The organism is Pyramidobacter sp. CG50-2 (genome assembly GCF_003612005.1).
GTDB lineage: Bacteria > Synergistota > Synergistia > Synergistales > Dethiosulfovibrionaceae > Pyramidobacter.
In genome coordinates this window covers 1-25,275 of the sequence record NZ_RAWT01000019.1, presented here as the reverse complement: position 1 = coordinate 25,275, position 25,275 = coordinate 1, and the positions used below count along the sequence as shown (strand labels likewise).

The 25,275-nt window shown below is 60.2% G+C and carries 19 protein-coding genes; 15 read left to right on the top strand and 4 right to left on the bottom strand.

Annotation, left to right across the window (positions count from 1 at the left end; genetic code table 11):
* From lysS to D7D26_RS05470, 11 genes are all read left to right on the top strand, one after another.
* Positions 1-1,533 carry a lysine--tRNA ligase gene (lysS, locus tag D7D26_RS05520; protein WP_120372358.1) on the top strand — a complete coding sequence of 511 codons (1,533 nt, stop codon included), beginning with the start codon at positions 1-3 and terminating at the stop codon, positions 1,531-1,533.
* Positions 1,534-1,575: 42 nt separating this feature from the next.
* Positions 1,576-2,853: a cation diffusion facilitator family transporter gene (locus tag D7D26_RS05515; RefSeq protein WP_199674704.1), complete on the top strand. Its 1,278-nt coding sequence runs from the start codon at positions 1,576-1,578 to the stop codon at positions 2,851-2,853.
* Position 2,854: 1 nt separating this feature from the next.
* The gene (locus tag D7D26_RS05510) at positions 2,855-3,223 is read left to right on the top strand and encodes a hypothetical protein (protein WP_147413046.1); all 369 of its coding nucleotides are present in this window, start codon (positions 2,855-2,857) and stop codon (positions 3,221-3,223) included.
* A gap of 8 nt (positions 3,224-3,231) precedes the next feature.
* Positions 3,232-5,277, top strand: a complete 2,046-nt coding sequence (ligA, locus tag D7D26_RS05505) for an NAD-dependent DNA ligase LigA (protein ID WP_120372356.1) — start codon at positions 3,232-3,234, stop codon at positions 5,275-5,277.
* A complete protein-coding gene (gene gatC / locus D7D26_RS05500) occupies positions 5,270-5,566 on the top strand; it encodes an Asp-tRNA(Asn)/Glu-tRNA(Gln) amidotransferase subunit GatC (RefSeq protein ID WP_078016605.1) in 297 nt (98 codons plus the stop codon). Before ligA ends, gatC begins: the two co-directional genes overlap by 8 nt.
* Positions 5,566-7,026, top strand: coding sequence for an Asp-tRNA(Asn)/Glu-tRNA(Gln) amidotransferase subunit GatA (gene gatA / locus D7D26_RS05495; RefSeq protein WP_120372355.1), 1,461 nt, complete (start codon positions 5,566-5,568; stop codon positions 7,024-7,026). Before gatC ends, gatA begins: the two co-directional genes overlap by 1 nt.
* Positions 7,026-8,498 carry an Asp-tRNA(Asn)/Glu-tRNA(Gln) amidotransferase subunit GatB gene (gene gatB, locus D7D26_RS05490; RefSeq protein ID WP_120372354.1) on the top strand — a complete coding sequence of 491 codons (1,473 nt, stop codon included), beginning with the start codon at positions 7,026-7,028 and terminating at the stop codon, positions 8,496-8,498. Before gatA ends, gatB begins: the two co-directional genes overlap by 1 nt.
* 99 nt (positions 8,499-8,597) lie before the next feature.
* Positions 8,598-10,682, top strand: coding sequence for an elongation factor G (gene fusA, locus D7D26_RS05485; RefSeq protein ID WP_078016608.1), 2,085 nt, complete (start codon positions 8,598-8,600; stop codon positions 10,680-10,682).
* Between the two features lie 93 nt (positions 10,683-10,775).
* Positions 10,776-11,519 carry a triose-phosphate isomerase gene (gene tpiA, locus D7D26_RS05480; RefSeq protein ID WP_120372353.1) on the top strand — a complete coding sequence of 248 codons (744 nt, stop codon included), beginning with the start codon at positions 10,776-10,778 and terminating at the stop codon, positions 11,517-11,519.
* Positions 11,520-11,626: 107 nt separating this feature from the next.
* Positions 11,627-11,980, top strand: a complete 354-nt coding sequence (locus tag D7D26_RS05475) for a hypothetical protein (RefSeq protein ID WP_120372352.1) — start codon at positions 11,627-11,629, stop codon at positions 11,978-11,980.
* Positions 11,981-12,069: 89 nt separating this feature from the next.
* Positions 12,070-13,053: an NAD(P)-dependent oxidoreductase gene (locus tag D7D26_RS05470; protein ID WP_120372351.1), complete on the top strand. Its 984-nt coding sequence runs from the start codon at positions 12,070-12,072 to the stop codon at positions 13,051-13,053.
* A gap of 85 nt (positions 13,054-13,138) precedes the next feature.
* Here the strand turns inward: D7D26_RS05470 and D7D26_RS05465 are convergent, their stop codons facing one another.
* Positions 13,139-14,050 carry a TIGR01212 family radical SAM protein gene (locus D7D26_RS05465; RefSeq protein ID WP_120372350.1) on the bottom strand — a complete coding sequence of 304 codons (912 nt, stop codon included), beginning with the start codon at positions 14,048-14,050 and terminating at the stop codon, positions 13,139-13,141.
* Between the two features lie 229 nt (positions 14,051-14,279).
* Here D7D26_RS05465 and D7D26_RS05460 point away from each other — a divergent pair, with 229 nt between their 5' ends.
* Genes D7D26_RS05460 through D7D26_RS05450 form a run of 3 tightly spaced genes read left to right on the top strand, consistent with a single transcriptional unit; the run spans position 14,280 to position 19,763 of the window.
* Positions 14,280-17,384: an efflux RND transporter permease subunit gene (locus tag D7D26_RS05460; protein ID WP_120372349.1), complete on the top strand. Its 3,105-nt coding sequence runs from the start codon at positions 14,280-14,282 to the stop codon at positions 17,382-17,384.
* Between the two features lies 1 nt (position 17,385).
* Positions 17,386-18,678 (top strand): TolC family protein, encoded by a 1,293-nt coding sequence (locus D7D26_RS05455; RefSeq protein WP_120372348.1) that lies wholly within the window; start codon positions 17,386-17,388, stop codon positions 18,676-18,678.
* Positions 18,675-19,763: an efflux RND transporter periplasmic adaptor subunit gene (locus D7D26_RS05450; protein WP_120372347.1), complete on the top strand. Its 1,089-nt coding sequence runs from the start codon at positions 18,675-18,677 to the stop codon at positions 19,761-19,763. The genes D7D26_RS05455 and D7D26_RS05450 overlap by 4 nt, the downstream gene beginning before the upstream one ends.
* Positions 19,764-20,010: 247 nt before the next feature.
* On the opposite strand, the gene D7D26_RS05445 is transcribed toward D7D26_RS05450, so the two are convergent.
* Both D7D26_RS05445 and D7D26_RS05440 read right to left on the bottom strand, forming a co-directional pair.
* A complete protein-coding gene (locus D7D26_RS05445) occupies positions 20,011-20,580 on the bottom strand; it encodes an ATP-binding protein (RefSeq protein ID WP_233543474.1) in 570 nt (189 codons plus the stop codon).
* A 111-nt stretch (positions 20,581-20,691) separates the two neighbouring features.
* Entirely contained in the window at positions 20,692-22,008 is a 1,317-nt protein-coding gene (locus D7D26_RS05440; protein WP_120372346.1) for a M18 family aminopeptidase, read from the bottom strand.
* Positions 22,009-22,217: 209 nt separating this feature from the next.
* On the opposite strand from D7D26_RS05440, the gene clpB reads away from it, so the two are divergent.
* The gene (gene clpB, locus D7D26_RS05435) at positions 22,218-24,827 is read left to right on the top strand and encodes an ATP-dependent chaperone ClpB (protein ID WP_120372345.1); all 2,610 of its coding nucleotides are present in this window, start codon (positions 22,218-22,220) and stop codon (positions 24,825-24,827) included.
* 126 nt (positions 24,828-24,953) lie between these two features.
* On the opposite strand, the gene D7D26_RS12295 is transcribed toward clpB, so the two are convergent.
* The coding region (locus tag D7D26_RS12295) for a hypothetical protein (protein ID WP_199674702.1) at positions 24,954-25,275 on the bottom strand (322 nt) is incomplete at its 5' end.

Below are 25,275 nucleotides of genomic sequence, written 5' to 3'. Positions count from 1 at the left end.
ATGGCGGAAATTGCAGCCGGCACTCAGGAAACGGAAATTCTCAGACAGCGCATCGACAAACTGAGACGACTTCGCGAAGAGGAAGGCTATAATCCTTTCGAAAACGAAAAGTGGAACGTCGATCACACCGTTGCGCAGGTGCGGAAAGATTTCGATTATCTCAAGGCGGAAGAAGCCGTCCCCGAGACGAAATTTTCCATGGCCGGACGCCTGATGACGCTACGCCGCCAGGGCAAAGCGGCGTTTGTCAACATGCAGGACGAGACGGGAACGATCCAGCTCTATTTCCGTTACGACACTCTGGGCGAGAAAGACTACACCTTCTTCAAGAAGTGGCTCGACTCCGGCGATATCGTCGGCATCGTCGGCCATCCGTTCCGCACGCAGCGCGGCGAGCTGACGGTCGCCGTCGAGCGGTTCCGCCTGCTGACCAAGGCGCTCCGCCCCCTGCCCGAGAAGTGGCACGGCCTGACGGACCTTGAGATCCGCTACCGCAAGCGCTATCTCGATCTGATCGTCAATCCCGAAGCGCGCGAAGTCTTCAGGAAAAGGGCCAAGATCATCTCCACCTTCCGCGCCGTGCTCGAGAAACACGGCACGCTGGAAGTCGAGACGCCGGTGCTTTCCTATCTCGCCGGCGGCGCCAACGCGCGTCCTTTCATCACCTATCACAACGCGCTGGGCGCCAACATGTACCTGCGTATCGCCACGGAGCTCTATCTGAAGCGGCTCGTCGTCGGCATGATGGGGCGCGTGTACGAGATCAGCAAGGATTTCCGCAACGAGGGCATGGACCTGACGCACAATCCCGAATTCACGATGATGGAAGTTTACTGGCCCTATGCGGATTACGTCGACATGATGGATCTGACCGAAGAACTGATCCGCGAGTCCTGCATCGCCGCCAACGGCGCGCCGTTCATCGAGCACAACGGCGTGACGCTGGATTTTGCCAAGCCGTTCCGCCGCGCCACGATGGTGGAGCTGGTGAAAGAGACCTGCGGCGTCGATTTCGCCGCCATCACCGACGAAGAAGCGCGCGACGCCGCCCGCAAGAACAAGATCGAGATCACGGGGCACGAGTCGCGCTTCAAGATCCTCACCATGTTCATGGAGGAGTTCGTCGAAGAGAAACTCGTGCAGCCGACGTTCGTGATGGGACATCCCGTCGAGATCTCGCCGCTGTCGAAGAAGGACCCCGAGCACCCCGACTACACCCACCGCTTCGAGCTTTTCTGCTGCGGCAAGGAACTCAGCAACGGCTACAGCGAGCTGAACGACCCCATCGACCAGAAAAAACGCTTTCTCGATCAGGCGCAGAAAAAGACCGAAGGCGAGGACGAAACGCATCCTTTCGACGAGGACTTTGTCGAAGCCCTGGAGCAGGGGCTGCCGCCGACCGGCGGGCTGGGGATCGGCATGGACCGCGTCGTCATGTTCCTCACCAACTGCCGCTCGATCCGCGACGTCATCTTCTTCCCGACGATGAAACCCATCGAGAACCGAGAACCGTCCGCCAAGCCGGAAGATTAAAGAGGCGATCATCCGACAGATATACAAGGGAGCGGGCGGCGTATGCTGCCGGTTCTCTTGTATATCTGTAGCGCACACGCAAAAAGGCAAGGATCCGAGCGGGAAAAAGAACGCAGGAGCGGAAACAGGGGGGGGAGAAACATCGTGTTGGCTGCGAAAATAAAAGAAGCAGAACGCGCCGGCATGTCGTCGGAGGAGTTTGAAAAAACGACGTTGAGGAATCGCATTATCGTGCGTACCAGTATCATCGGAATTCTCGCGAATGTCATGTTGGCCGCATTCAAGGCGGTGATCGGTGTGATGACTGGCTCGATTGCCATCACGATGGATGCCGTCAATAATATCAGCGACGCAGCCTCTTCGCTGATTACGATCATCGGCACAAAATTGGCGACAAAGCCGGCAGACCGGAAGCATCCGTTTGGATACGGCCGGATCGAATATCTGAGCGCAATGATCATTTCTATTATCGTCTTCTATGCCGGCATTACCTCTTTTGCGGAATCGGTCAAGAAAATCGTACACCCGGAAACACCAGAATATTCTATGACATCTTTGTTGATTGTCGCGATAGGCGTTCTCGTCAAAATCGTGCTTGGACATTTTGTCAAGAAAACCGGCCAGAAGGTAAACTCAGATTCGCTTGTCAATTCCGGCGAGGATGCCAAGCTGGATTCCGTTATTTCCGCTTCGACGCTAGCGGCAGCAGTCGTTTTTATGATCTTTCACGTGTCGTTGGAATCTTGGCTTGGAGCAATCATTTCTATTGTCATTATCAAGTCTGGTCTGGAAATGTTGAGGAACACAGTGTCCGAAATTCTTGGCGAGCGAGGGGATGCCGAACTTGCAAAAGGAGTCAAAGAGACGGTCTCGTCTTTTCCGGAAGTTCGTGGAGCTTATGATCTGGTCCTGAATAATTACGGACCAAATGCATATAGCGGCTCTCTCCATATCGAAGTCCCAGATACGATGACTGCTGATAAGCTGGACGTTTTGACGCGGCAAATCACAGCGGAAGTCTCCATGAAAAATCATGTATACCTTACGGCAATCGGCGTCTATTCCTACAACACAAAAGATCTGGAAGCTGCCACAATGCGGGACAGGATTAGAAAGAAAGTCATGGAGCATGAAAATGTTATGCAGATGCATGCATTTTACGCAGACAGAGAACGGAAGGTGATCCGTTTCGATATGATTGTAAGTTTTGACGCAAAAGACAGAACGGCGCTTTATCATGAGGTTACCGAGGAGATTCAAGAAATGTATCCGGAATATACAGTCATTACCGCTCTCGACACAGATTTTTCGGAGAGTTAAATTGAAGGGGCATCTCTTTGTTCATTATGATGCAGAGATCAGCAACGGAGAAACGAGATTCCTATTAGAATTTGTGCCGATGATCGTGATCAGCAAGGAATCGGCGCATAAAATCCCAGGGACAACGCAAACCGTCGGAGCACGCAGCTCCGGCGGTTTCTTTTATATCCATCTGCCGGCGAATGGCGCCGAAGTCCGCGTGATTTATCGTCTTCCGCATTCGAACGGCGGGAATCTCTTGCTGGAAAAGCATTTTGGGGTTAGAATTTATCAATGTTCTGCATACATAATGAGCATCTGTCCCGCTTCGCTCCATAAAATCGGGAAGATCGCTCGGGCAGCGGCTTTTTCCCCGCCGCTGGCAATGTGACAGGGGTGGTGTTCTGCGTGGAACAGGAAAAACTGGACCGCTATCATTGGCTCGTCGACGAGCTGAATCGTCACGGGCACCTCTATTACGTTCTGGACGCCCCGGAAATCGAGGACGACGAATACGACGCGCTGATGCGCGAGATGCTTCAGTTCGAAAAGGAACATCCTGACCTGATCCGCGACGATTCTCCGTCGAAGCGCATCGGCGGTACGGTGCTGGAGGCGTTTGAAAAAGTTGCGCACGCCAAACCGATGCTCAGCCTCGAAGACGTTTTCTCGAAGGGAGAACTTCACGACTGGCTGCAGCGGGCGGCGGACAGCCTGGAGCAACCGTGGATCCCCTGGTGCTGCGAATTGAAGATCGACGGCTTGGCGGTGTCTTTGATTTTCGAGGACGGCAAATTCGTTCAGGCTTCGACCCGCGGCGACGGTATCGTCGGCGAGGACGTCACGGAAAATCTGAAAACGGTCAAAGACCTGCCGCTTCGCCTCCTCGGCGATGTCCCGGGGCATCTGGAGCTGCGCGGCGAAGTGTACATGAGCAAAGAGGGATTCGCTCGACTGAACGCCGCAAGGGAAGAAGCGGGGCTGCCGCTTTTCGCCAATCCCCGCAACGCGGCGGCGGGCAGTTTGCGACAGCTTGACACGGCGGTCGCCGCCAGACGGAATCTGCGCCTTTTCACCTACTATGTGCAGGATGCGGAATCCTACGGCCTGCACAGCCAATCGGAAGTCCTCGGATGGCTGAAAGCCCGCGGGCTTCCCGTGCAGAGAGCCTGGCGCCGGGCCGGGACGGAAGCCGAGGTTCTCGATTTCCTGGAGCGATGGAGCGGTGAACGTTTCAGTCTGCCCTACGCGACGGACGGCGCCGTGTTCAAGGCCGATCCGACGGAATACTGGAAGATCCTGGGAAACAACGTCAAAACGCCCCGCTGGGCCGTGGCCTACAAATATCCGCCGGAAGAGCGAAAAACGAAACTCGAGAGCATAGAGATTTCCCTCGGCCGCACGGGCGTGCTCACGCCGGTGGCGAATCTGACCCCTGTCTTGATCTCGGGAACGGTGGTGAAACGCGCCAGCCTCCACAACGACGAGGAGATCCAGCGCAAGGACATCCGCGTCGGCGACCAGGTCTGGGTCCGCAAAGCCGGCGAGATCATCCCCGAGATCGTCCGCGTCGACACCGCCAGCCGCACGGGCACAGAGGAATCTTTCACGATGCCCGCAACGTGTCCCGTGTGCGGAGCGGCCGTGGCCAAGCTTCCCGGCGAAGTGGCGCTTCGCTGTCCCAACAGATCCTGTCCGGCGCAGCTGACCCAAGGGCTGATCCATTTCGCCTCCCGCCAGGGCATGGACATTCGGGGCATCGGCGACCGTCTGGCGGAACAACTCGTCCAGAGCGGGCTGGTCAAGAGTTTCGGCGATCTGTACGCCTTGCGCGTCGAGCCGCTTATCCGTCTGGACCGCATGGGAGAAAAGTCCGCGGGGAAACTGATCCAGGCCATCGCAAAATCCAAAGAGCGGCCGCTGAAATTTTTGATCACGGCGCTGGGGATCCGGGAAGTCGGCGCGGGAGTCGCGGCGGAGCTGGCGAAACGCTTTTCGTCGCTCGATGAGATCGCCGCCGCCGACGAAGAACGGCTCGCCGCCGTCGAGGGCGTGGGACCGGTGATCGCCGGGTCGATCAAAGCTTTTTTCGGCGAAGAGCATAACCGGCGGCTCATCGACGAACTGCGCGAAGCCGGCGTATCCATGCGGAGCGAAACGGCGCCGGAAGCCCCGATAGGGCCGCTGGCCGGCAAGACGTTCGTCTTTACCGGGGAGCTTTCGCGTATGTCCAGGGCGCAGGCGCAGGAACTCGTGGCGCAGCGCGGGGGAAAAAACGTCGCTTCCGTGAGCAAAAAGACGTCCTATGTCGTCGTCGGCGAGGCGCCGGGCAGCAAGGCCGAAAAAGCGCTCAGCCTGAACGTGCCGACGCTGAACGAAGAGGAATTTTTCGCCATGATCGATAAATTACCGCAGCACATGTATGGAGGAACGAACGATGCCTAGATTGTCCAAGGAAGAAGTCCTGAAGATCGGCAAGCTTGCCCGTCTGGAGATCGCCCCTGAAGAGCTCGATTCTTTGTCGGAGCACTTCAACGGCATTCTCGATTATTTTTCCAAACTCGAGGAGCTCGATCTCAGCGCCGTCGATCCGTTCACGATGGAAGATACCCGGCCGGTCCGCCTCCGCGACGACGAAGTGGAGGAGAACGACCGGAGGGAAGCGATCCTGAACCAGTCGCCCTCGCGCGAAGGCGACTTCATCAGAGTCCCCCGCATCGGAGGCGACAAGTGATGGAGCTGTACAGACTGAGCGCCGCGGAAATCGTCGCGGGACTGAAGGCGCGCCGTTTCAAGTGCGCCGACGTCGTGCGGTCGTGCCTTGAGCGCATGCGGGAAATGGAACCCCACCTTCACGCCATGCTTCATATCGCGGCGGATTCCGCGCTTAAAACCGCCGCCGCCGTCGACGCCGCCGTCGCGGAAGGCCGCGATCCGGGGCGCCTGATGGGCGTGCCTGTCATCCTCAAAGACAACATCTGCACCGGCGACATGCCGACCACCTGCGCCAGCAAAATCCTCGCCGGCTGGGTGCCTCCCTACGACGCGACCGTCGTGAAGATGTTGAAGGCCGAAGGCGCCGTCATTCTCGGCAAAGCGAACTGCGACGAGTTCGCCATGGGAGGCTCCACGGAAAACTCCGCTTTCGGCCCGACGATGAACCCCTGGGACGTCGGCCGCGTGCCGGGCGGCAGTTCCGGCGGCAGCGCCGCCGCCGTCGCCGCCGGTTATGCGCCGATCTCCCTGGGCAGCGACACCGGCGGTTCGATCCGCCAGCCCGCTTCGTTCTGCGGGCTCTACGGCATGAAACCGACCTACGGGCAGGTGAGCCGTTACGGGCTGGTCGCCTTCGCCTCGTCGCTCGACCAGATCGGCCCCTTTGCGCGCACCGCCGAAGACCTCAAACTGATCCTCTCGGCGATCTGCGCGTTCGATCCTCACGACTCGACCAGCGAAGATCGTCCCGCGCCCCGTTTCGATCTCAGCGACGCGCCGTTGTGCGGGAAGAAGATCGGCGTGCTGACGAAGCTCGTCGACGGCAAGCTGACGGCCGACCTGCAGGCGGCGATGGACGGACAAATCGAAGAATGCCGCCGCCTGGGGGCGGAGATCGTCGAAGTCGCTCTGCCGAAAGCGCTTGAGTACGGACTGGCCTGCTATTATATCCTCGCGCCCGCGGAGGCAAGCTCCAATCTCGCCCGTTACGACGGCGTGCGCTACGGAGCTGCTTACGGGGATGCCAAGTCGCTGCTCGAGCTTTACGTCAAGACGCGTGGGGAAAACTTCGGCCCGGAAGTGAAGCGTCGTATCCTGACCGGCACCTACGTGCTCAGCTCGGGATTTTACGACGCCTATTATCTGACGGCGCAAAAGGTCCGCAAAGTCATCAAGCAGGAATTCGCCGCAGCCTTCGAACAGGTGGACGCCATCCTGCTGCCGACTTCGCCGAAGCCCGCCTTCAAACTGGGGGAGATGAGTGCGCCGCTGACGATGTATATGGCGGACGTTTTCACGATCCCCGTCAATCTGGCCGGTCTGCCCGGCATTTCCTTCAACGCCGGCTTTTCGTCCGCAGGACTGCCGCTGGGGATGCAGTTGATCGGCCCGCGCTGGTCCGATGCGGCGATTCTCGACATGGCCGCCGCTCTTGGCAAAAAGGCGGAAGGCCGCATCGCCGAGGGAGGTGTCCGTTAATGGCTCTTGAATTCACGACCGTCATCGGGCTGGAAATCCACATCCAGCTCAACACGAAAACGAAGATCTTCTGCAGTTGCTCGACCGACTACATCGGCGCGACGCCGAACTCCCATGTCTGTCCGATCTGCACCGGACAGCCGGGCGCTCTGCCGGTCCTGAACGGGAAAGTCGTCGAGTTCGGCGTGCGCGGCGGTCTGGCGCTGCACTGCAAGATCAACAAACTGACGCGCTTCGACCGCAAGAACTATTTCTACGCCGACCTTCCCAAGGCGTATCAGATCACCGAATACTACGTGCCGCTCGCCGAGAACGGCTATCTGACCATCACCGGCGACGACGGGCAGCCCCGCCGCATCGGCATCACGCGGCTCCATCTCGAAGAAGACGCCGGCAAACTCGTTCACGTCGCATCCGACGGACGGATCGTCGGCTCCAGCCAGTCTTTCGTCGATTACAACCGCGGCGGCGTGCCGCTCGCCGAAGTGGTGTCCGAGCCCGACATCGCTTCGCCGCGCGAGGCCCGCGAGTACGTGTCGGCCATGCGCCAGCTGGTGCGCTATCTGGGCATTTCCGACGGCGACATGGAAAAGGGATCTATGCGCGTCGACGCGAACATTTCGCAGAAAGTTTCCGACGGCCGCTGGGGCAACCGCGTCGAAGTCAAAAACATGAACTCGCTCAAGGCGCTGGAACGCGCGCTCGAGTACGAGACGCTGCGCCAGCGCGACCTGCTCGCCCGCGGCGAACGGATCGCTCAGGAGACGCGCAACTGGGACGACGCCGACGGCATCACGACGCCGTCGCGCAGCAAAGAAGAGTCCAACGACTACCGTTATTTCCCCGAGCCCGATCTGCCGCCGCTGATGCTCGACGACGAGTACATCGAAGGCATCAAAGCCGCCATGCCGGAGCTCCCCGACGCCAAGCGCGAACGGTTCCTCGCGCAGTACAAGCTGCCTGTGGAAGACGTGCTGGTGCTGACGGAGACGCCCGAAGTCGCCGCGTATTACGAGAACGTCGTGAAAGCCGGCGGCGAGCCGGTCAGATCTTCGAACTGGGTGCGGACCGACCTGATGAGAGCGCTGAAAGAGCGGGGCCGGGAGATCGCCGACGCCCCGGTGAGCGCCGAAACTTTGGCCGGGCTGATCAAGCTCGTCGACGGCAAAAAAATCTCCACGACGGCCGCGAAAGACGTTTTCGAGAAACTCGCCGGCAGCGAGATGACGCTCGAACAGGCCATTCAGGCCTGCGGCATCCAGACCGGTGCGGTGGGTGGCGACAGACTGCGGGAAATCATCGCCGCGGTCGCCGGCGCCAACGCCGACGTCGTCGAGGTGATCCGTTCCGGCCAGGACAAGAAAGACAAGAAGCTCAAGTTCCTCATGGGGCTGGTCATGAAGGAGAGCCGCGGACAGGCGAAACCGGACGAAGTTTTGAAAGCTTTGAACGAGTTTCTTGCGAAGGAGTAGTGTTATGTTTGAATAAATCTGTTAAAATACGGGAGTATAGAAAAACTTAAACAAGGAACTGTGTCATCGCCGAAATCATCGAGGAGGTTGGCAAGAGATATGGGAATGAAAACGGAAGACATCAGAAGTATCGCGATTGTTGCTCACGGAAGCGCAGGCAAAACTTCGCTTGCGGAAGCGTTGCTCTTTGACGCCGGCGTCACGACCCGCCGGGGCAGCGTGGAAAACGGGAACACCGTTTCCGACTACACTGCCGAAGAACAAAAACGCCAGATCTCTATCAGCACCTCCCTCCTGAATTACGATTACAAGGGCAAAAAAGTCTTTGTCCTTGACGTTCCCGGCTATGCCGACTTCATTGGCGACCTGCGCAGCTCGCTGCGCGTCGCCGGTTCCGCCGTGATGCTCGTGAGCGCGGTCGACGGCGTTGAAGTGCAGACGGAAAAAGCCTGGGAGTTCGCACGGGAGTTCGAGACGTCTACCATTTTCTTCGTCAACAAGATGGACCGCGAAAACGCCGATTACAACGGGGTTTACGAACAGATCCGCGCCAATCTGAGCAAGGGCGCCTACCGTTTCATGCTCCCGATCGGCAGCGAAGCCTCCTTTAAGGGCGTCGTCGATGTCCTCAAGGACATCGCTTACGTTTACAACGACGATTCGGGGAAATTCGAAGAGCAGGGGATCCCCGAAGAGATGATCAGCGACGCGCACCGCGCCCGAGGCTATCTCGTCGAAGCCATCGTCGAAGAAGACGAAGAGATGATGATGCGTTATCTCGACGGCGAAGACATCCCCATCGACGAACTGCTTCCCGTTTTGCAGCGCTGCATTTACAAGTGCAAGATCTTCCCGGTCATGCCCGGTTCCGCGCTGAAAAACATCGGCGTCCGCCAGCTCATGGACCTGATCGTCGATTATCTTCCCAGCCCGCTGGAGATGCGCGAACGCCCCGCGGTCAAGGGAGGGGAGAAAGAGATCACGATCAAGCCGGACGACGACGCCACGTTCAGCGGCCTGTGCTTCAAGGTGCTGGTCGATCCCTACGTGGGCAAACTTTCCTATGTCCGCGTCAATTCCGGCAAACTGACCACCGACGAACCGATCTTCAACGTCAGCACCGGGCAGGAGGAGCGCGTCAGCACCTTCAAGATCATGCAGGGCAAGGAGAGCGTCGACGTCAAGGAAGTCACGACCGGCATGATCGTCGCCATTCCCAAGCTGCAGAGCACGCGGGCCGGCGATACGATGGGCAAGGCCGGCAGCACCGTGCTCTATCCGGCCATCAAGTTCCCGCGCCCGGTGTATTCGGTCGCCGTCGATCCCGAGAGCCGCGCCGACGAGGACAAGCTGGGGACGGCGGTCCGCCGTATCACCGAAGAAGATCCCACGGTCAGCTTCGAGAAAAACGCGGAAACGAACGACAACATCCTTTCCGGCATGGGCAATCTCCATCTCGACATCGTTCTCGCCAAGCTGAAAGACCGCTTCGGCGTCAACCTGAAGACCCGCGTGCCGCAGGTCGCGTATCGCGAAACGATCCGCAAGTCGGCCAAGGCGCAGGGCAAGCACAAAAAGCAGACCGGCGGCCACGGCCAGTACGGCGACGTTTATATCGAGTTCAGCCCCCTCGAGCGGGGAGAGGGCTTCGTCTTCGAAGACAAGATCACCGGCGGCACGGTGCCGAGGCAGTACATCCCCGCCGTCGAAAAAGGGCTGCGCGAGTGTCTGAACAAGGGCGTGCTGGCGGCGTTCCCGACGGTGGACTTCAAAGCGTCGCTGTATTTCGGTTCGTATCACGACGTCGATTCCTCGGAAATGGCCTTCAAGACGGCGGCGCACCTGGCCTTCAAGAAGGGGATGGCCGAAGCTTCGCCGATCCTGCTCGAGCCGATCATGGACGTGAAAGTCATCGTCCCCGATCAGTATCTCGGCGAGATCATGGGGGATTTCAACACCCGCCGCGGCCGCATCATGGGCGTCGACACGCTGGGGCATCTCCAGGTCGTCAACGCGCAGGTGCCTCAGGCGGAGATGTTCCAGTACGCCATCAACTTGCGTTCGATGACTTCCGGACGCGGAACTTACGAAATGGCCTTTTCGCACTATGATCCCGTCCCCGAAGAGATCACGAAAAAGATCGTCTCCGAACGCCAGGGGTTGCTGACCGAGGAAGAAGAGTAGTTTTTGATGCGACGGAAGCCTGCTTTTCGAGTGAATGCCATGCCGGGAAGCAGGCTTTTTGACAACCAACGGTGCAGAAAAGCGAGGTCAGGCATGAAAAGAATTTTCCTGTTCGGCAATTGGAAAATGAACCAGAGCCTTCACGCCATAAATGATTTTGCCGCCGAGAGCGCCGCCTTCTTTTCGGAGCGGCCGGGCTTGAACGCCGAAACGGAGATTTGCGTTTTTCCTCCTTTCGTCCTCATTCCGGAAGCGGTGAAAAACTTCACGAACCTCGGCATCAACGTGGGGGCGCAAAACGCCAGCGACCACGGCGAAGGCGCTTATACCGGCGAGGTCGCGCCGTCGATGCTGAAGGAAGTCGGCTGTCGGTACGTGATCGTCGGGCACAGCGAGCGCCGTCATATCTATGGCGAATCTTCGGAGCTGGTCAACAAAAAAGCGCTGAATTGCTTGGCGTCCGCTTTGATCCCGGTGCTGTGCGTCGGCGAAACGCTCGAACAGCGCGACGCCGGGCGAACGGCCGCCGTCATTTCCGATCAGCTTCAAAAAGGCGTGAAAGACTTTCCCGCCGGCGCGGCGTATATCGTCGCTTACGAACCGGTCTGGGCCATCGGCACCGGCCGCGCGGCCAGCGCCGAAGACGCGGAAAAAGTCTGCCGCCTCATCAAAGATTCGGTTCGCGTTCCGGTCCTGTACGGCGGCTCGGTCAAACCGTCGAACGCGGCGGAACTCTTCAGCCGGCCGTCGATCGACGGCGGCCTGATCGGCGGCGCTTCATTGAAAGCGCGCGATTTTTTCGCGATCCTGAAAAATTTCCGCGCCGCTGAGCTCTGATTTGTATCCAGCCAAAATCGGCAAGAATTCCCCTGCGCGTAACATAAGATACATTATAGGACACCATGAAAAACGATCGGGACAAAATCTCAAGGAGGCATATAAACATGTTGGAAGAAAAAACGAAGATCGCTGAATACGTCAAAGGTCTGGGGGTAAAGAAGATCGTTCTGATCGTTCTCGGCGTCGTTTTGCTCCTGAATATTTTGGCTACGGTGACGAACAGCCGTTTCGACTCTTTGAAGGCCGAGCTGGATCAGATCAAGACGTCCGCCGTCGGACAGATGCCGAGCGACGAGATCGCCCAGATCAGAAAAGATCTGGCTTCGATGCAGAAATCCGTCGACGAGCTTACGGCTTTCACCCAGAATCTTGCCCGCGCCGAATACGACGCCTTCAAAGTGCAGCTTGAGCAGATGAACAAGCATCTTGACGAGATGGGCAAGATGATCGGCAAATAAGGTATTCGATTCGATGGCGAATCTTCGGAAAAGAGACGTTTCTCTTCTGGGGATTCGCTTTTATACGCAGGTGAAAGGATTCTTCGAACATGAAGCCACGTGTGACAGTCATCGAACCGGAAGGACCGGAAGCATGGTTCGCCGCTTTGACCGAGATCGCCGCGGTCGAATTTGTCAATCCCAAAGGTCCCGTGCGCCCCGAGGAGATCGACGAGATCCTTGCTCGTTCCGCGGCGGTCGTGATTACCTCTGCGACGGCGGTATCCAACGATCAGCTGCTGGCGGCGACCGGACTCAAGCTCATCGCCAAGTGCGGCGGGCCGCCTTCCAATATCGACGTCGGATATGCCGCCCGCTGCGGCGTCGCCGTCTCATGCGTCCCCGGCGCCAACACGGCGACGATCGCCGAATATACCGTCATGCTGATCATCGCCGCGCTGCGGCGCTTCGACCTGCAGCTGCCGGTCATCCGCCGGGGCGACTGGCGAAGCTCCGATTCTCTGCTGGGGCATGATCTGCGCGATGCCACGGTCGGGATCGTCGGGCTTGGGGCGATCGGCCGCGAAGTCCTCGACCGGCTCGTCCCCTTCGGCTGCCGTCTGCTCGTCTACTCCCCTCATGCCCGGGACGACCGACCGGACGACGGCCGGTTCTCTTTCGCCGAGACTTTGGAAGAGATGCTGCCTCAGTGCGACGCCGTGACCCTTCACTGCCGGGTGAACGAAGCCACGCGGGGATTTTTCGACGAGCGACTCTTCGAAATGATGAAGCCCGGCTCCGTCTTCGTCAACACGGCCCGCGGCGCGCTCGTCGACGAAGCGGCGCTCGCCCGGGCGCTCGAAAACGGCCCCTTGTCCGCGGCGGCCGTTGACGTCTTCCAGATCGAACCGCCGCAGTCTCAAAATCCGCTTCTTCGCTGCGGCAGCGCTCTGCTCACGCCCCATTCCGCCGGCTGGACTGCCGAAGCTCTGCGGCGCGAGTGCCGCGGCGCCGTCGATTCCGTCCTGGCGTTCTTCGCCAACAGGACGATACCCGGCCTGCTGAACGAAGACTATATTCGGCATCTCCGCTAAAAAATCGACACGCCAGTCTTTATGAAGTCTGGCGTGTCGATTTTTAATATTGTCTTATAATAGTTTTATAGTCATCCCGCCGGGATCAGCGGACAGGATTCTGACGAAGCGGCGTGAAACGCGCGGCGATCTGCCGTTCCAACGATTCTTTGTCCAAGATCCACTGCGGCGCGACGAGCTGCGCCGGTCTCGCGCCCGCCGTCAGCCTTTGCAGGACGATCCCGTAGGGCAGTTCCCAAAGAGCTTCGACGAGGCGTTCGACGTATCCTTCCCGGCTCAGCGGCTCGAATCGCCCCGCCGCGTACAGCGTTTCAAGTGGCGTCCCGCGCAGCACATGCAGCGGATGGAATTTGAGCGCCTGCACTCCCCTTTCCGCAAGCCACAGGGCCGACCGTGTCAGCTGATCTTCCCGCTCTCCCGGGATGCCCGCGATCAGGTGCGCGCAAGTTTGCACGCGCGTTTTGTTCAGCCGGGCAAGAGCCCGCTCCACGACGTCCAGCCCATGCCCGCGGCGCAGCCACTGCAATCCCCGCGGATCCACAGTCTGCACGCCGAGCTCCAGCCAGATCTGGCAGTTTTCCGTCAGCTCCTGCAGATAATTCAGGACCGGCTCGGGGAGCAGGTCGGGGCGCGTGCTCACGGAAATGGCGCGCACGTTCGCTCCCAAAGCAGCCGCGGCGTCGCGCGCTTCATCGAGCGCCGACGCGAACCGTTCCAGCGGCAGATTGGTCGCCGAATAGCTCTGAAAGTACAGGATGATGGAACGGGTGCCGTAATGTTTCCAGGCTCCGGCGATCCCCTTCCTGACCTGTTCCCGCAGGGATATGCCTTGAATGAACGCGCCGCTGCCGCCTCCCCTTTCGTCGCAGAAAATGCAGCCACCGCCGCGCAGTCCCTGGCGATGCGGACAGCCGGCGCCGATATCCAGGGAAACTTTCTGGACCCGTTCGCCGAATTGCCGCCGCAGGACGGCCGACCATCGTAACAGGTGCTTCATGAATCTCGCGCTCCTCTGTGATTGGGCGGTTTCGGACCGCTCCGCCGCGATCGCATGGATTTATTTTTTTTGAATTTCTCCGAAGTTAACGCTTCGATTGTCATAATCTACATTGCGCGCGTTCAAAATAGAGATATAATTCAAAATCGGAGTTATTATAACTCAAGCACGGTGAAATTTGCGCGTCTTCTCTCAGGGCGCCGTTCGATGGCGGGAAAGGACGGATAAGATGAAAATTGTCGAAAGTTCGATGCGCAGGCCTGTCGGTGTGATTATCGGCACTCTGGCGCTGATCGTCTTTGGACTGTACGGCCTGTATCAGATCGGCATCGAGCGGATGCCGAACGTCGATATCCCCGTCGTCATGGTTCGCACGACGCTCGAGGGCGCCAGTCCCGCCATCGTCGACAACGACGTGACCGACGTCCTGGAAGCGCGCATCAACACCATCGAGGGCATCAAAAACATCTCGTCGAGCAGTTACGAGGGACGCTCCTTCATCATCGTCGAGTTCGTCCTCGAGCGCGATATCGACAACGCCGCCGCCGACGTCCGCGGCAAGGCCAGCATGGTGCAGAGCAGTCTTCCCGACGACGCCAAAAGCCCGCAGATCGACAAGTTCAACATGGACGACCGTCCCGTCATGTTCATTGCCGTCGAAAGCGCCGGTCAAACCAGCAGACGCGACCTTTCCCGGTTCGTCGACAAAGTCGCCCTCGAACGTCTGCAGACGGTCCAGGGCGTCGGCGGCGCCGAAAGCGGCGGCTTTCAGGAACGCCAGATCCGCGTCTGGGTCGATCCGGACAAACTGGAGTCGCGCAATCTGACGGCCCTTGAAGTGAAGAACGCCATTCAAAACAAGCACGTAGAGCTTCCCGCCGGACGGGTCGAGACCGGCGCGCAGGAGTACGGGATCCGCCTCAACGGAGAATATGCCAGCGTCGAAGAGCTGGCCAACCTGCCGATCAAAAACGTCAACGGCGCCGTGATCCGCCTCCGCGACATCGCCCGCATCGAAGACGGCTTTGAAGACGTCAGGAACGTCGCCCTCTACAACGGCAAGGATTCCATCCTGATTTTCATCCGCAAGCAGCGAGGCGCCAACGAGGTCGATCTTGCCGCAGGCGTGAAAAAACGCCTCGAAGAGCTGAACGGCATCGCGCCTCCCGGCGTGACGCTGAAAGTCGTTCAGGACAACTCCGTCTACATTCTCAACTCCATGCACGGCGTGCGCGACGACATCATTATGGGGATCCTGCTGACCTCTCTGATCATGTTCCTGTTCCTGCGCACTTTCAGGGCGACCATCGTCACGGTCATCACGATCCCCGTCTGCCTTCTGGGAAGTATCATCGTCCTCTGGGGCATGGGATTCACCCTGAACAACATGAGCGCCATGGGACTGTCGCTGGCCGTCGGCATGGTCGTCGACGCGACCACCGTCGTGATCGAGAACGTGCAGCGCCACCGCGAGATGGGCAAGACGGCCATGCGGGCGGCGCTCGACGGCACGAGCGAAGTGGGCGCTTCGGTCATTGCCGGCGCCGCGACGACGATCGCCGTGTTCCTGCCCGTCGCGCTGATGCCCGGCATGATCGGACGTTTCTTCAGTTCCTTCGGCACCACGGTGACGGTGACGATCGCCATCTCCCTGCTCCTTTCGGTGACGCTGACGCCGTTTCTGTGCGCCAACCTGCTCGGACGCATGAAAAAGCCGGTCCGCTGGCAGGACTGGATGGAGAAACCGCTGATCTGGCTCGAGCGCGGTTACAGCCGCGTCCTGAAAGCCGCGGTCCGACACCGTCTCGCGACGCTGGCGATCTCCGTCGGCGCTTTCACCGCAGGCATTTTCATCGCCGGGAAGCTGGGCAGCGAATTCTTCCCCAACGAAGATCAGGGGCGATTCAACATCAGCGTGGAAATGGCGGCCGACGCTTCGATCGAGAGCACGCTCGCCTTCATGAAGGAGCTTTCCGAAACGGTCCAGCAGGATCCGCGGGTTTTGTATACCTACGGCAACGCCGGCGGCGGCGCCGGCTCGGCCGTGTACAAGGGGACGCTGCACGTCCATCTCGTCGACCGCAAGCTCAGGCCCTCGTCCGGCGCGATCATGCGCGAATGGCGCGAGAAGCTCGCCGCGTACAAGGACGTCGACATCAAGCTCGGCAACTGGGGCGGCAGCGATCTGACGCTGGTCATCCAGGGGCCGACCACCGAAGAGCTGGCCAAGCTCGGCGACGAGATCAAGGCCGACCTGCAGCGCGAAAAGCGCGGCCTCGCCGACATCGTCACCGACCTGCAGATGAACAAGCCGCGCATCAACCTCGAGCTCAACCGCGCCCTGGCGGACGACCTCGGCGTCAACGTGAGGACGCTTTCGTCCGAGCTCGACGCCTGGTTCGGCGGCACGACTGCCGGCACGTTCAACGACGAAGGATACCGCTACGACATCCGCATCCGCGCCGACGAACCCGGACGCAACACGCCGGATAAAGTGCTCAACACGCTCGTGCGCACGAACGGCGGCGACCTGATCCGCGCCGACGGTCTGGTCACGCCCGTCATGGATATGGCCCCGAACGTCATCAAGCGCTACAACCGGCAGCGCTCCATCCAGATCCAGGCCAATACCGAAGGGATCTCGCCCGGCGAAGGCATTCAGATCATGGAAGAGGTCTTCCGCCGCCACGCTCCGCAGAACGGGCTCTTCACGATGACGCCGGCCGGGGATTCCGAGAACATGCGGGAGAGCTTCGGTTATATCGTCACGGGCATCGTTTTCGCCATCGTGCTCGTGTACATGGTCATGGCCGTGCAGTTCGAATCGTTCCTGCACCCGCTGACGGTGATGTTCTCCCTGCCGCTCATGACCAGCGGCGCGTTCGGCTTCCTCTACCTGATGGGGCTGCGGCTGAGCGTCATGAGCCTGATGGGGATCATCCTTCTGATCGGCATCGTCGTCAACAACGCCATCATGCTCGTCGATTTCGCCAACAAGGAACGCGCCAAGGGCCTGGACAAGGTCACGGCGATGCTGAACGCCGGACCGCTGCGCCTGCGGGCCATCCTGATGACGACGACCTCGACGATGATCGGCACGCTGCCGATCGCCCTTGGCCTCAGCCTTGGCGGCGAAGTGCGCCAGCCCATGTCCGCGGCCGTGATCGGCGGCCTTTTCACCTCCACGCTGCTGACATTGCTCGTCATCCCCGTCGTGTATCTGTCGATGGACGATTTCGCCGATTTCGTCAAGGGCAAACTCCATCGCGCCAAGGCCGTGCGCCGCGGACGCCGGATGAAAAAGGCGGCGTTCTCGCAGACGAAAGGAGCGTAACATGAAACGGATCATGCGGGCGGTTCTTCTTGCGGTCGCTCTTCTCTGCCCCGCCGGGCTGCGCGCCCAGGACCTCTCGATCGGCGAAGCGATCGCCACGGCCTTGGAACAGAGCCCGACTCTCAACTCCCGGCGGCAGGAGCTCAACAAAGCCAAGGGCGGCGTCGTCCAGGCCCGGGGAAATTTTTTGCCGCGATTGAGCCTGACCGGCCAATACAGCGACAACCGTTCCCCCACCGTCAGCGGCACTTCGCGGACCGACAGCGTCAGCGCCGGCATCGCGTTGACGCAGAACCTTTACGCCGGCGGCAGGCACGCGGCCCAGCGGCGTCAGGCGCAGGCGACGCTGTCGCAGGCGGAACTCGGCGTGCGGGAAGCGGAAGAGGCGTTGGCCGTGAACGTTTACGACGCCTTTTACGGCGTCATCCTCGCGCGCGAGAAAGTGGCCGCGGCGCAGGACGCCGTGGAGACTTCCCGCACGCACGTGCGGGAAGTCCGGCAAATGCTCGGGGTCGGCCTGGCCAATCAGCTCGAAGTCATCCGCGCCGAACAGCAGCTCAGCGCCAACGAGGCGGCGCTGGCTTCCAGCCGCGGCGCCTTCGACGCTGAGCGCATCACGTTGCTGAACCTGATGGGGCTGGCGCCTTCCAGCGCGCTGCTCCCCAAGGGGACCCTCGAACTCGCCGATCCCCGGGGCACGGCGCAGCAGTCCGTCGAGCTGGCTCAAAAGCAGCGCGCCGACGTCGCCATGCTGGAAAAACAGATCGCGATCCAGTCGGAACAGATCAAGATCGTCCGCGGCGCCATGAAGCCAAGTTTCGATCTGAGCGCGGCCGCCGACTACTCCGATCCATATCGTAACCAGGACGCCGGCGACGACTCCTGGAAAGCGACGCTCACCCTCGAGATCCCGCTCTACGACCGCGGGCAGACCCGCGGCGAAGTCATGAAGGCGAAGGCCGTTCAGGAGCAGAACAAACAGGCGCTGCGGCAGAAAGAACTGGACGTCCTCTCGGAGATCGAGCTGGCCTGGGTCGAGATCGGCGACAGCGCCGTTCAAGTCGAAGCGCATCGCAAGTCGCTGGCATTGGCCCGGGAGACGCTGCGCCTCTCCCAGGTCGGTTACCGCGAAGGCGTGACGCCGCAGCTCGACCTGCTGGAAGCCCAATCCAACCTGACGGCGGCGCGCAAGGATTACAGCCAGTCGCTCTTCGACCATTTGATGAAAGTCGTCGCGTTGAAACGTGCCGAGGGAGCCTTGATTCCCTGGACGCTAGAGGGAAAAAAACGATGAAAAAACGTTTCTGCCTGATACCGCTGCTGGCGCTGACACTGTCGCCTCTTCGGCCGGCCCCGATCGCGGCGGCCCCCGCCGGGCCGGCCTATGTGCGAATCAAAGTGCTGCGCGCCGACGCGACGATCCGCGAAGGCTTCACGCAAAACACCTCGCTCGAGGCGCTGCAGCGCGTCGTCCTCTATCCGCGCGTCACGGGACGGCTGGAAAGACTGACCGTCGCCAAAGGCGCCGTCGTCAAAAAAGGACAGCAGATCGCCGTCCTCGCCCACGCCGAACAGGACGCCCAGATCGCCGCGGCCCGGGCCGCCGTCGCCCGCACCCGCGCCGAATGGGCCAACGCGCAGATCGAGCTGCAGCGGTACCAGCGTTTGAAAAAAGAGGGTTTCAGCACGCAGCAGCTGCTCGACAGCAAAGACACGGCCTATCGAAGCGCCCGCGCGCAATACGACGCCGCCAGATCCGATCTGGACCGCCTCACGGTCACCCGCGACGAATACATCATCACCGCTTCGATCGACGGCACCGTGCTGAACGACTATGCCCTCGCCCCCGGCGCCATGCTCTCCCCCAACACGCCCGTGGCGGAGCTGGCCGACCTGAGCGTTATCAAGGCGACCTTCCGCGTGCCGGAAAAGCGCTTTTACTCCGTCCATCCAGGCATGTCGGTGCTTCTCTCTCTCGACGCGCTCCCCAGGGAAGAGTTCAGGGCGCAGATCGTCGCAGTGGACGATTACATCGATCCGCAATCCCGCACCGCTTCCGTGGAAGCGCAGCTGGAGAACGCCGCGGCGGGCGACAAACTTCGCCCCGGCATGTTCGGGCGCGCCTTCGTCGTGGAACGGGAAGCCGTCGGCGCGTTCGTCGTGCCGACAAGCGCGCTGCGCCTCGACCGCGCCGCCGATCCGGAAAACAATGAACTGGTGCTGCACGAGCATGGAACGGCGAAAGTCGTCAAGGTCAAAACCGGCATCTCGCAGGGAGTCGATGTGCAAATCCTGGCGGGCCTGAAAGACGGCGACGAAGTGATCGTCTTCGGCGGTAACGCCCTCAAAGACGGCGATCCCGTCAGGCTGATGCAATAGAAAAAATTTCTAAATAAATGTTGGGTTGAGGCAAACGATATCCGTTCACCTCAACCCAACATTTATTTTAGAACCAGAATCCCTGTCATACTTAATTCTTGATAGAAAGTATTAACATAGTTTCCCGGGCGCTGCGGAGGAGTTCAGTCGCTCAGCACTCCCTCGACCGCTGCGCGGTCTGCGCAGCTCGCTTTGTGAATCTCCCCCGCAGCGCCTCTGTATCCGGCATTTTAATTGAGAAATAGTATCAGATCAGGACGATCCATTCTCCGCTTCTGTTATTTCCCTGGCGCGCTATTAGCTTTCTCTTACTGAGTGACCGAACATAATATTTCACAGCATTGACGTTCATTTCGAGTTGTCTTGCTAACTGGCTCTGCGAAACTGAACTGTTTGCTTTCATGGCATCGATGATTTTGATCTCGGTATCTGATAATGAATGTTTTTCATCAGAACGGGTGGAAAATTGGGTGGATTGGGTAGTTTCGATTACCCATTCACTCCCCGTTTTTCGATAGACCGTCACCTTGATGCCGTCCCCAAACTCAACAAACTTCGGTTCAGGCAGATTCATTGCCTTGCATTGGGAATACAAACGCGGCAATCCGGTTCCCCATCCCTCAATAATTTTCATGTAATAGAACGCTTCTGCGATGGCTTTATTTCGGCACTTGGATTTTCCCGTAAGAGCATCTTCCACACGCAGTCCGTCATACAGCATCCCCGGGGAATCCACTTCAACGCGGTCATCATAGATGGACACCTGAATGGAAGAAGAATCCAGATAACTACGATGCAGCACAGCGTTCGCAATCATCTCGCGAATGGACTGAATCGGCAGTTCATAATTATCTCTTTGGGAATCTTCTCCTTGAATTCGACGTATGCCCCCTCGCCGAAGAATTCTTTCTGAGCGATCATGACTTGTTCATTCCAGCGCGATCCGCCCGTCCGCGCCGTGGCGGAAGCTTTTGCCGTAGAACGCGCGCGCAGCGGCGATCAGGTATTCGGCGTCCTTGACGCCGGCGATTTCATAGCAGCTGTGCATGGCCAGCTGCGGCAGGCCGATGTCGACCGTCGGCACCGACAGGTGCGAGCCGCTGATGTTGCCCAGCGTCGAGCCGCCCGGCAGATCGGCGCGGTTGCTGTAGCGCTGCACCGGCACGCCGGCCAGTTCGCACAGCCGCGTGAAGACCGCGCCGGAAAGGCCGTCGGTCGTGTACTTCTGCGCGGCGTTGTACTTGATGACGACGCCGCCGTTCAACACCGGGAACTCGTTGCCGTCGGCGTATTCGGAATGCGCGGGATGGATCGCGTGGGCGTTGTCGGCGGAGATCATGAAGCTGTCGGCGACGGCCGCGCCGCGCTCGTCGGCGCTCATGCCCAAGCTTCCGCAGATGCGGCCGACGGTGTCCTCCAAAAAGGTGGAATTGGCGCCCTGGCGGCTGCCGCTGCCCACTTCTTCGTTATTGAAGACGCAGAACAGCGGCGCCGAAGCAGACGGTTCGCTTTCGCTCTCGACAAAACCGTTATAGCAGCAGAACACGCATTCGAGGTCGTCGAGCCGCGGCGAGGCGATGAACTCTTCGTTCAAACCCACCAGCGCGCCGGGCGTGCGCGGATAGAGGAACAGCTCCGTCGAAACGATCTCGTCCGCGCCGACGCCCGCGGCTTCGGCGACCAGACGGCGGAACGCGCCCTCCTCGCCCGCCGCGGAAAACAGCGGCAGCATGTCGACGTTGGCCTTGAGCTCGACGCCCTTGTTCATCTCCCGGTTCATGTGGATGGCCAGGCTGGGGATGACGAGCAGGTCGCGGTCGATGTCGATCAGTTTGGAGGCAAGCCCCGCGCCCTCCTTGACGAAGACGCGTCCGGCCACGGACAGCGGTTTGTCGAGCCACGAGCGCATGATGGCCCCGCCGTACCCCTCGACGCTGAGGCGCACCGTATTGCCCGCGGAAGGGACTTCGGCGTTCTGGCGCAGCTTGAACGTCGGCGAGTCGCTGTGCGAGGCCGTCAGCATGAAGCCGCGCAGCTCGCCCGCGGGGAGCCGGAACGCGATCAGCGACGATTCGCCCCGCGTTACGAAATATTTGCCGCCGCGCGCGAGCGCCCAGCGTTCGGACTCGCGAAGCGGCGCGTAGCCCTTTTCCCGCAGTCGGGAAGAAAGATTTTCGATCGCCTGGTAGCACGTGGGACTGCCGTTGAGAAAGTCGATCAGCCGCCGCGAAACGTCGTTTTTCATGAGGATCCCTCCGCTGTCATCGCAAAATTTTTACGGCCGCGCAAGGTCGTTGCCGCCGCACGCATCATAGCACGATCGCCTGGAATTGCCAAATCGCCGCGAAAGGTCGATAAAAAACAAAAATTTCTCCGGAACCTCTTGACTGACCAATATTGACCATATATAATGCAGCTGTGAAAAAGAAGCGCACCCCGAAAGGAGGGTTCTCCATGAACCTCAATAAATTGACGCAAAAATCCCAGGAAGCCCTGTCCGAAGCCCAGAACCTGGCCATCCAGCGCGGCCATCAGGAAGTCGACGTCGAACACCTCACGCTCGCCCTGCTCTCGCAAAAGGACGGGCTGATCCCCTCGATCCTCGAGAAGACCGGCGCCAACGCGGCGGCGCTGAGCGCCCGCACGGCCCAGCTTTTGGAGCGCAAGCCGCGGATCACCGGCGGCTACGACAAAGACCGCATCTACCTGTCGCAGAATCTGTCTAAAGTCCTGACCGACGCCGAGAAAAGGGCGCAGGCGCTTGGCGACGAATACGTTTCCGTCGAGCACCTGTTCGCGGCCATCCTCGACCTGCCCGGTCATCCCGTCGCCCAGCTGCTGGCCGAGGGCGGCGTCGGCGCCGACGCTTTTCTGAAAGCGCTCGAGAGCGTGCGCGGCGGCGCGCGCGTGCAGAGCGCCAATCCGGAAGAGACCTACGAAGCCCTGAAAAAATACGGCATCGACCTCGTCGAGTACGCCCGGAACGACAAGCTCGACCCCGTCATCGGCCGCGACGACGAGATCCTGCGCGTGATCCAGATCCTCAGCCGCAAGACCAAGAACAACCCCGTGCTGATCGGCGAGCCCGGCGTCGGCAAGACCGCCATCGTCGAAGGTCTGGCGCAGCGCATCCTCAAGGGCGACGTGCCCGAAGACCTGAAAAACCGCACCGTCTTCTCCCTCGACATGGGTTCCCTGATCGCCGGCGCCAAATACCGCGGCGAATTCGAGGAGCGCCTCAAGGCCGTCATCAACGAAGTGAAGCGCAGCGAAGGCCGCGTCATCCTCTTCATCGACGAGATCCACACCATCGTCGGCGCCGGCAGGACCGAAGGCTCGATGGACGCCGGCAACCTGCTCAAGCCGATGCTGGCGCGCGGCGAGCTGCACTGCATCGGCGCCACGACCATCGACGAGTACCGCAAGAACATCGAGAAGGACGCCGCGCTTGAACGCCGCTTCCAGCCCGTGATGGTCGATCCGCCCTCCCAGGAGGACGCCATTTCGATTTTGCGCGGCCTGAAGGACCGCTTCCAGGTCTATCACGGCGTGCGCATCACCGACGGCGCCATCGTCGCCGCCGTCACGCTCTCCGACCGTTACATCAGCGACCGTTTCCTGCCCGACAAGGCCATCGACCTGATCGACGAAGCCTGCGCCATGGTGCGCACGGAGATCAACTCCATGCCTTCGGAACTGGACGGCGTTTCGCGCAAGGTCGTGCGCCTGGAGATCGAAGAAGCGGCGCTGAAAAAGGAAAAGGACGACGCCAGCGCCGCCCGTCTGGCCGAGCTGCAGAAAGAGCTTTCCGACCTGAAAGACCGGCAGAAGGAACTGACGGCGCGCTACAATTCCGAAAAGGAAAAATTGACGGAAGTGCAGCAGCTGCGCCAGAAGATCGAAGCGACCAAGCACGACGTCGAAACGGCGGAGCGCCGGTACGATCTGAACAAGGCCGCTGAGCTCCAGCACGGCGTGCTGCCCCAGCTGCAGAAGGAGCTGAAAGAGAAAGAAGCCGCCCTGCGCGGCGCATCGGGCGACGGCTCGCTGCTGCGCGAGTCGGTGACGGAAAACGAGATCTCGCGCATCGTCAGCGACTGGACGGGGATCCCCGTCACCAAGCTGATGGAAGGCGAACGGGAAAAACTCCTCCACCTCGACGACGAACTCCACAAGGGCGTCATCGGCCAGGACGAAGCCGTTTCGCTGGTCGCCGACGCCATCATGAGAGCTCGGGCCGGCATCAAGGATCCGCGCCGCCCCATCGGTTCCTTCATCTTCCTCGGCCCCACCGGCGTCGGCAAGACCGAACTGGCCAAGACGCTGGCGCGGACGCTCTTCGACAGCGAAGACAACATGGTCCGCATCGACATGTCCGAGTACATGGAGAAGTACTCCGTCTCCCGCCTGCTCGGCGCGCCTCCCGGATACGTGGGCTACGACGAGGGCGGCCAGCTCACCGAAGCCGTGCGCAGCAAACCGTACAGCGTCATCCTCTTCGACGAGATCGAAAAAGCCCACCCCGACGTGTTCAACGTCATGCTCCAGATCCTCGACGACGGCCGCCTCACCGACAGCCACGGCCGCACCGTCGATTTCAAGAACACCGTCATCATCATGACCAGCAACCTCGGTTCCGATCTGCTGCTCGAAGGCGTGCGCGACGGGACGATCCCGCCGGACGTCAGAGACGGCGTCATGGATCTGCTGAAAAGCCGCTTCCGCCCCGAATTCCTCAACCGCGTGGACGACATCGTGCTCTTCTCGCCGCTGGACAAGGCGCAGCTCCGCAAGATCGTCGGACTGATCCTGAACGACCTCGCCAAGCGCCTCGGCGAGCGCCGCATTGCGCTCAACGTCAGCGACGCGGCCCTCGATTTCATCACCGAGCACGGCTACGACCCCGTTTTCGGCGCGCGCCCGCTGAAACGCTACATTAGCCACAACGTCGAAACGCTCGTGGCGCGCTACCTGATCGCCAACTCCGTCGTCGAAGGCGCCACGCTCTCTATCGACGTGCAGGGCGACCGGCTGGCGCTTTCCGCGCACCCGCCCCGGGAATAACGATATCAAAAACGAAAAGGTCACGGCAAAATGCCGTGACCTTTTCGTTTTTGCGGTGCGAAACGAGCGCCGGAGCGCGGGGCGATACGTTTTTTCCCGTATCCGCGCGTCCTGGCTGCGTCTGTGCTAGCGCCGCGAAGCGCGAAGCAGACGCCTCATTTCCTCCATGTTCGCCTTCAATTCCGCCTGCATCGCCTTCAGTTCGGCGATCTCCTGGCTCTGCAGCGCGTTCGTTTCGGCCTGCTGGGCGTTCGTTCGTTTCAGCGAGGTTACCTCGGCCTGCAGCTGAGCGTTCTCCTTCTGCATCACGTAGACGCTGTTCATGGGGCCCTTGCGGTAGCGTTCGGGGATCGCCTCCTTGTCTGCCTTCTTGCCGATCTTCCACGTCAGCCCGGCGTTGGCCATCGACTCGCCGTGGTGGGTGACGGACACTCCGGCGTGCACCATA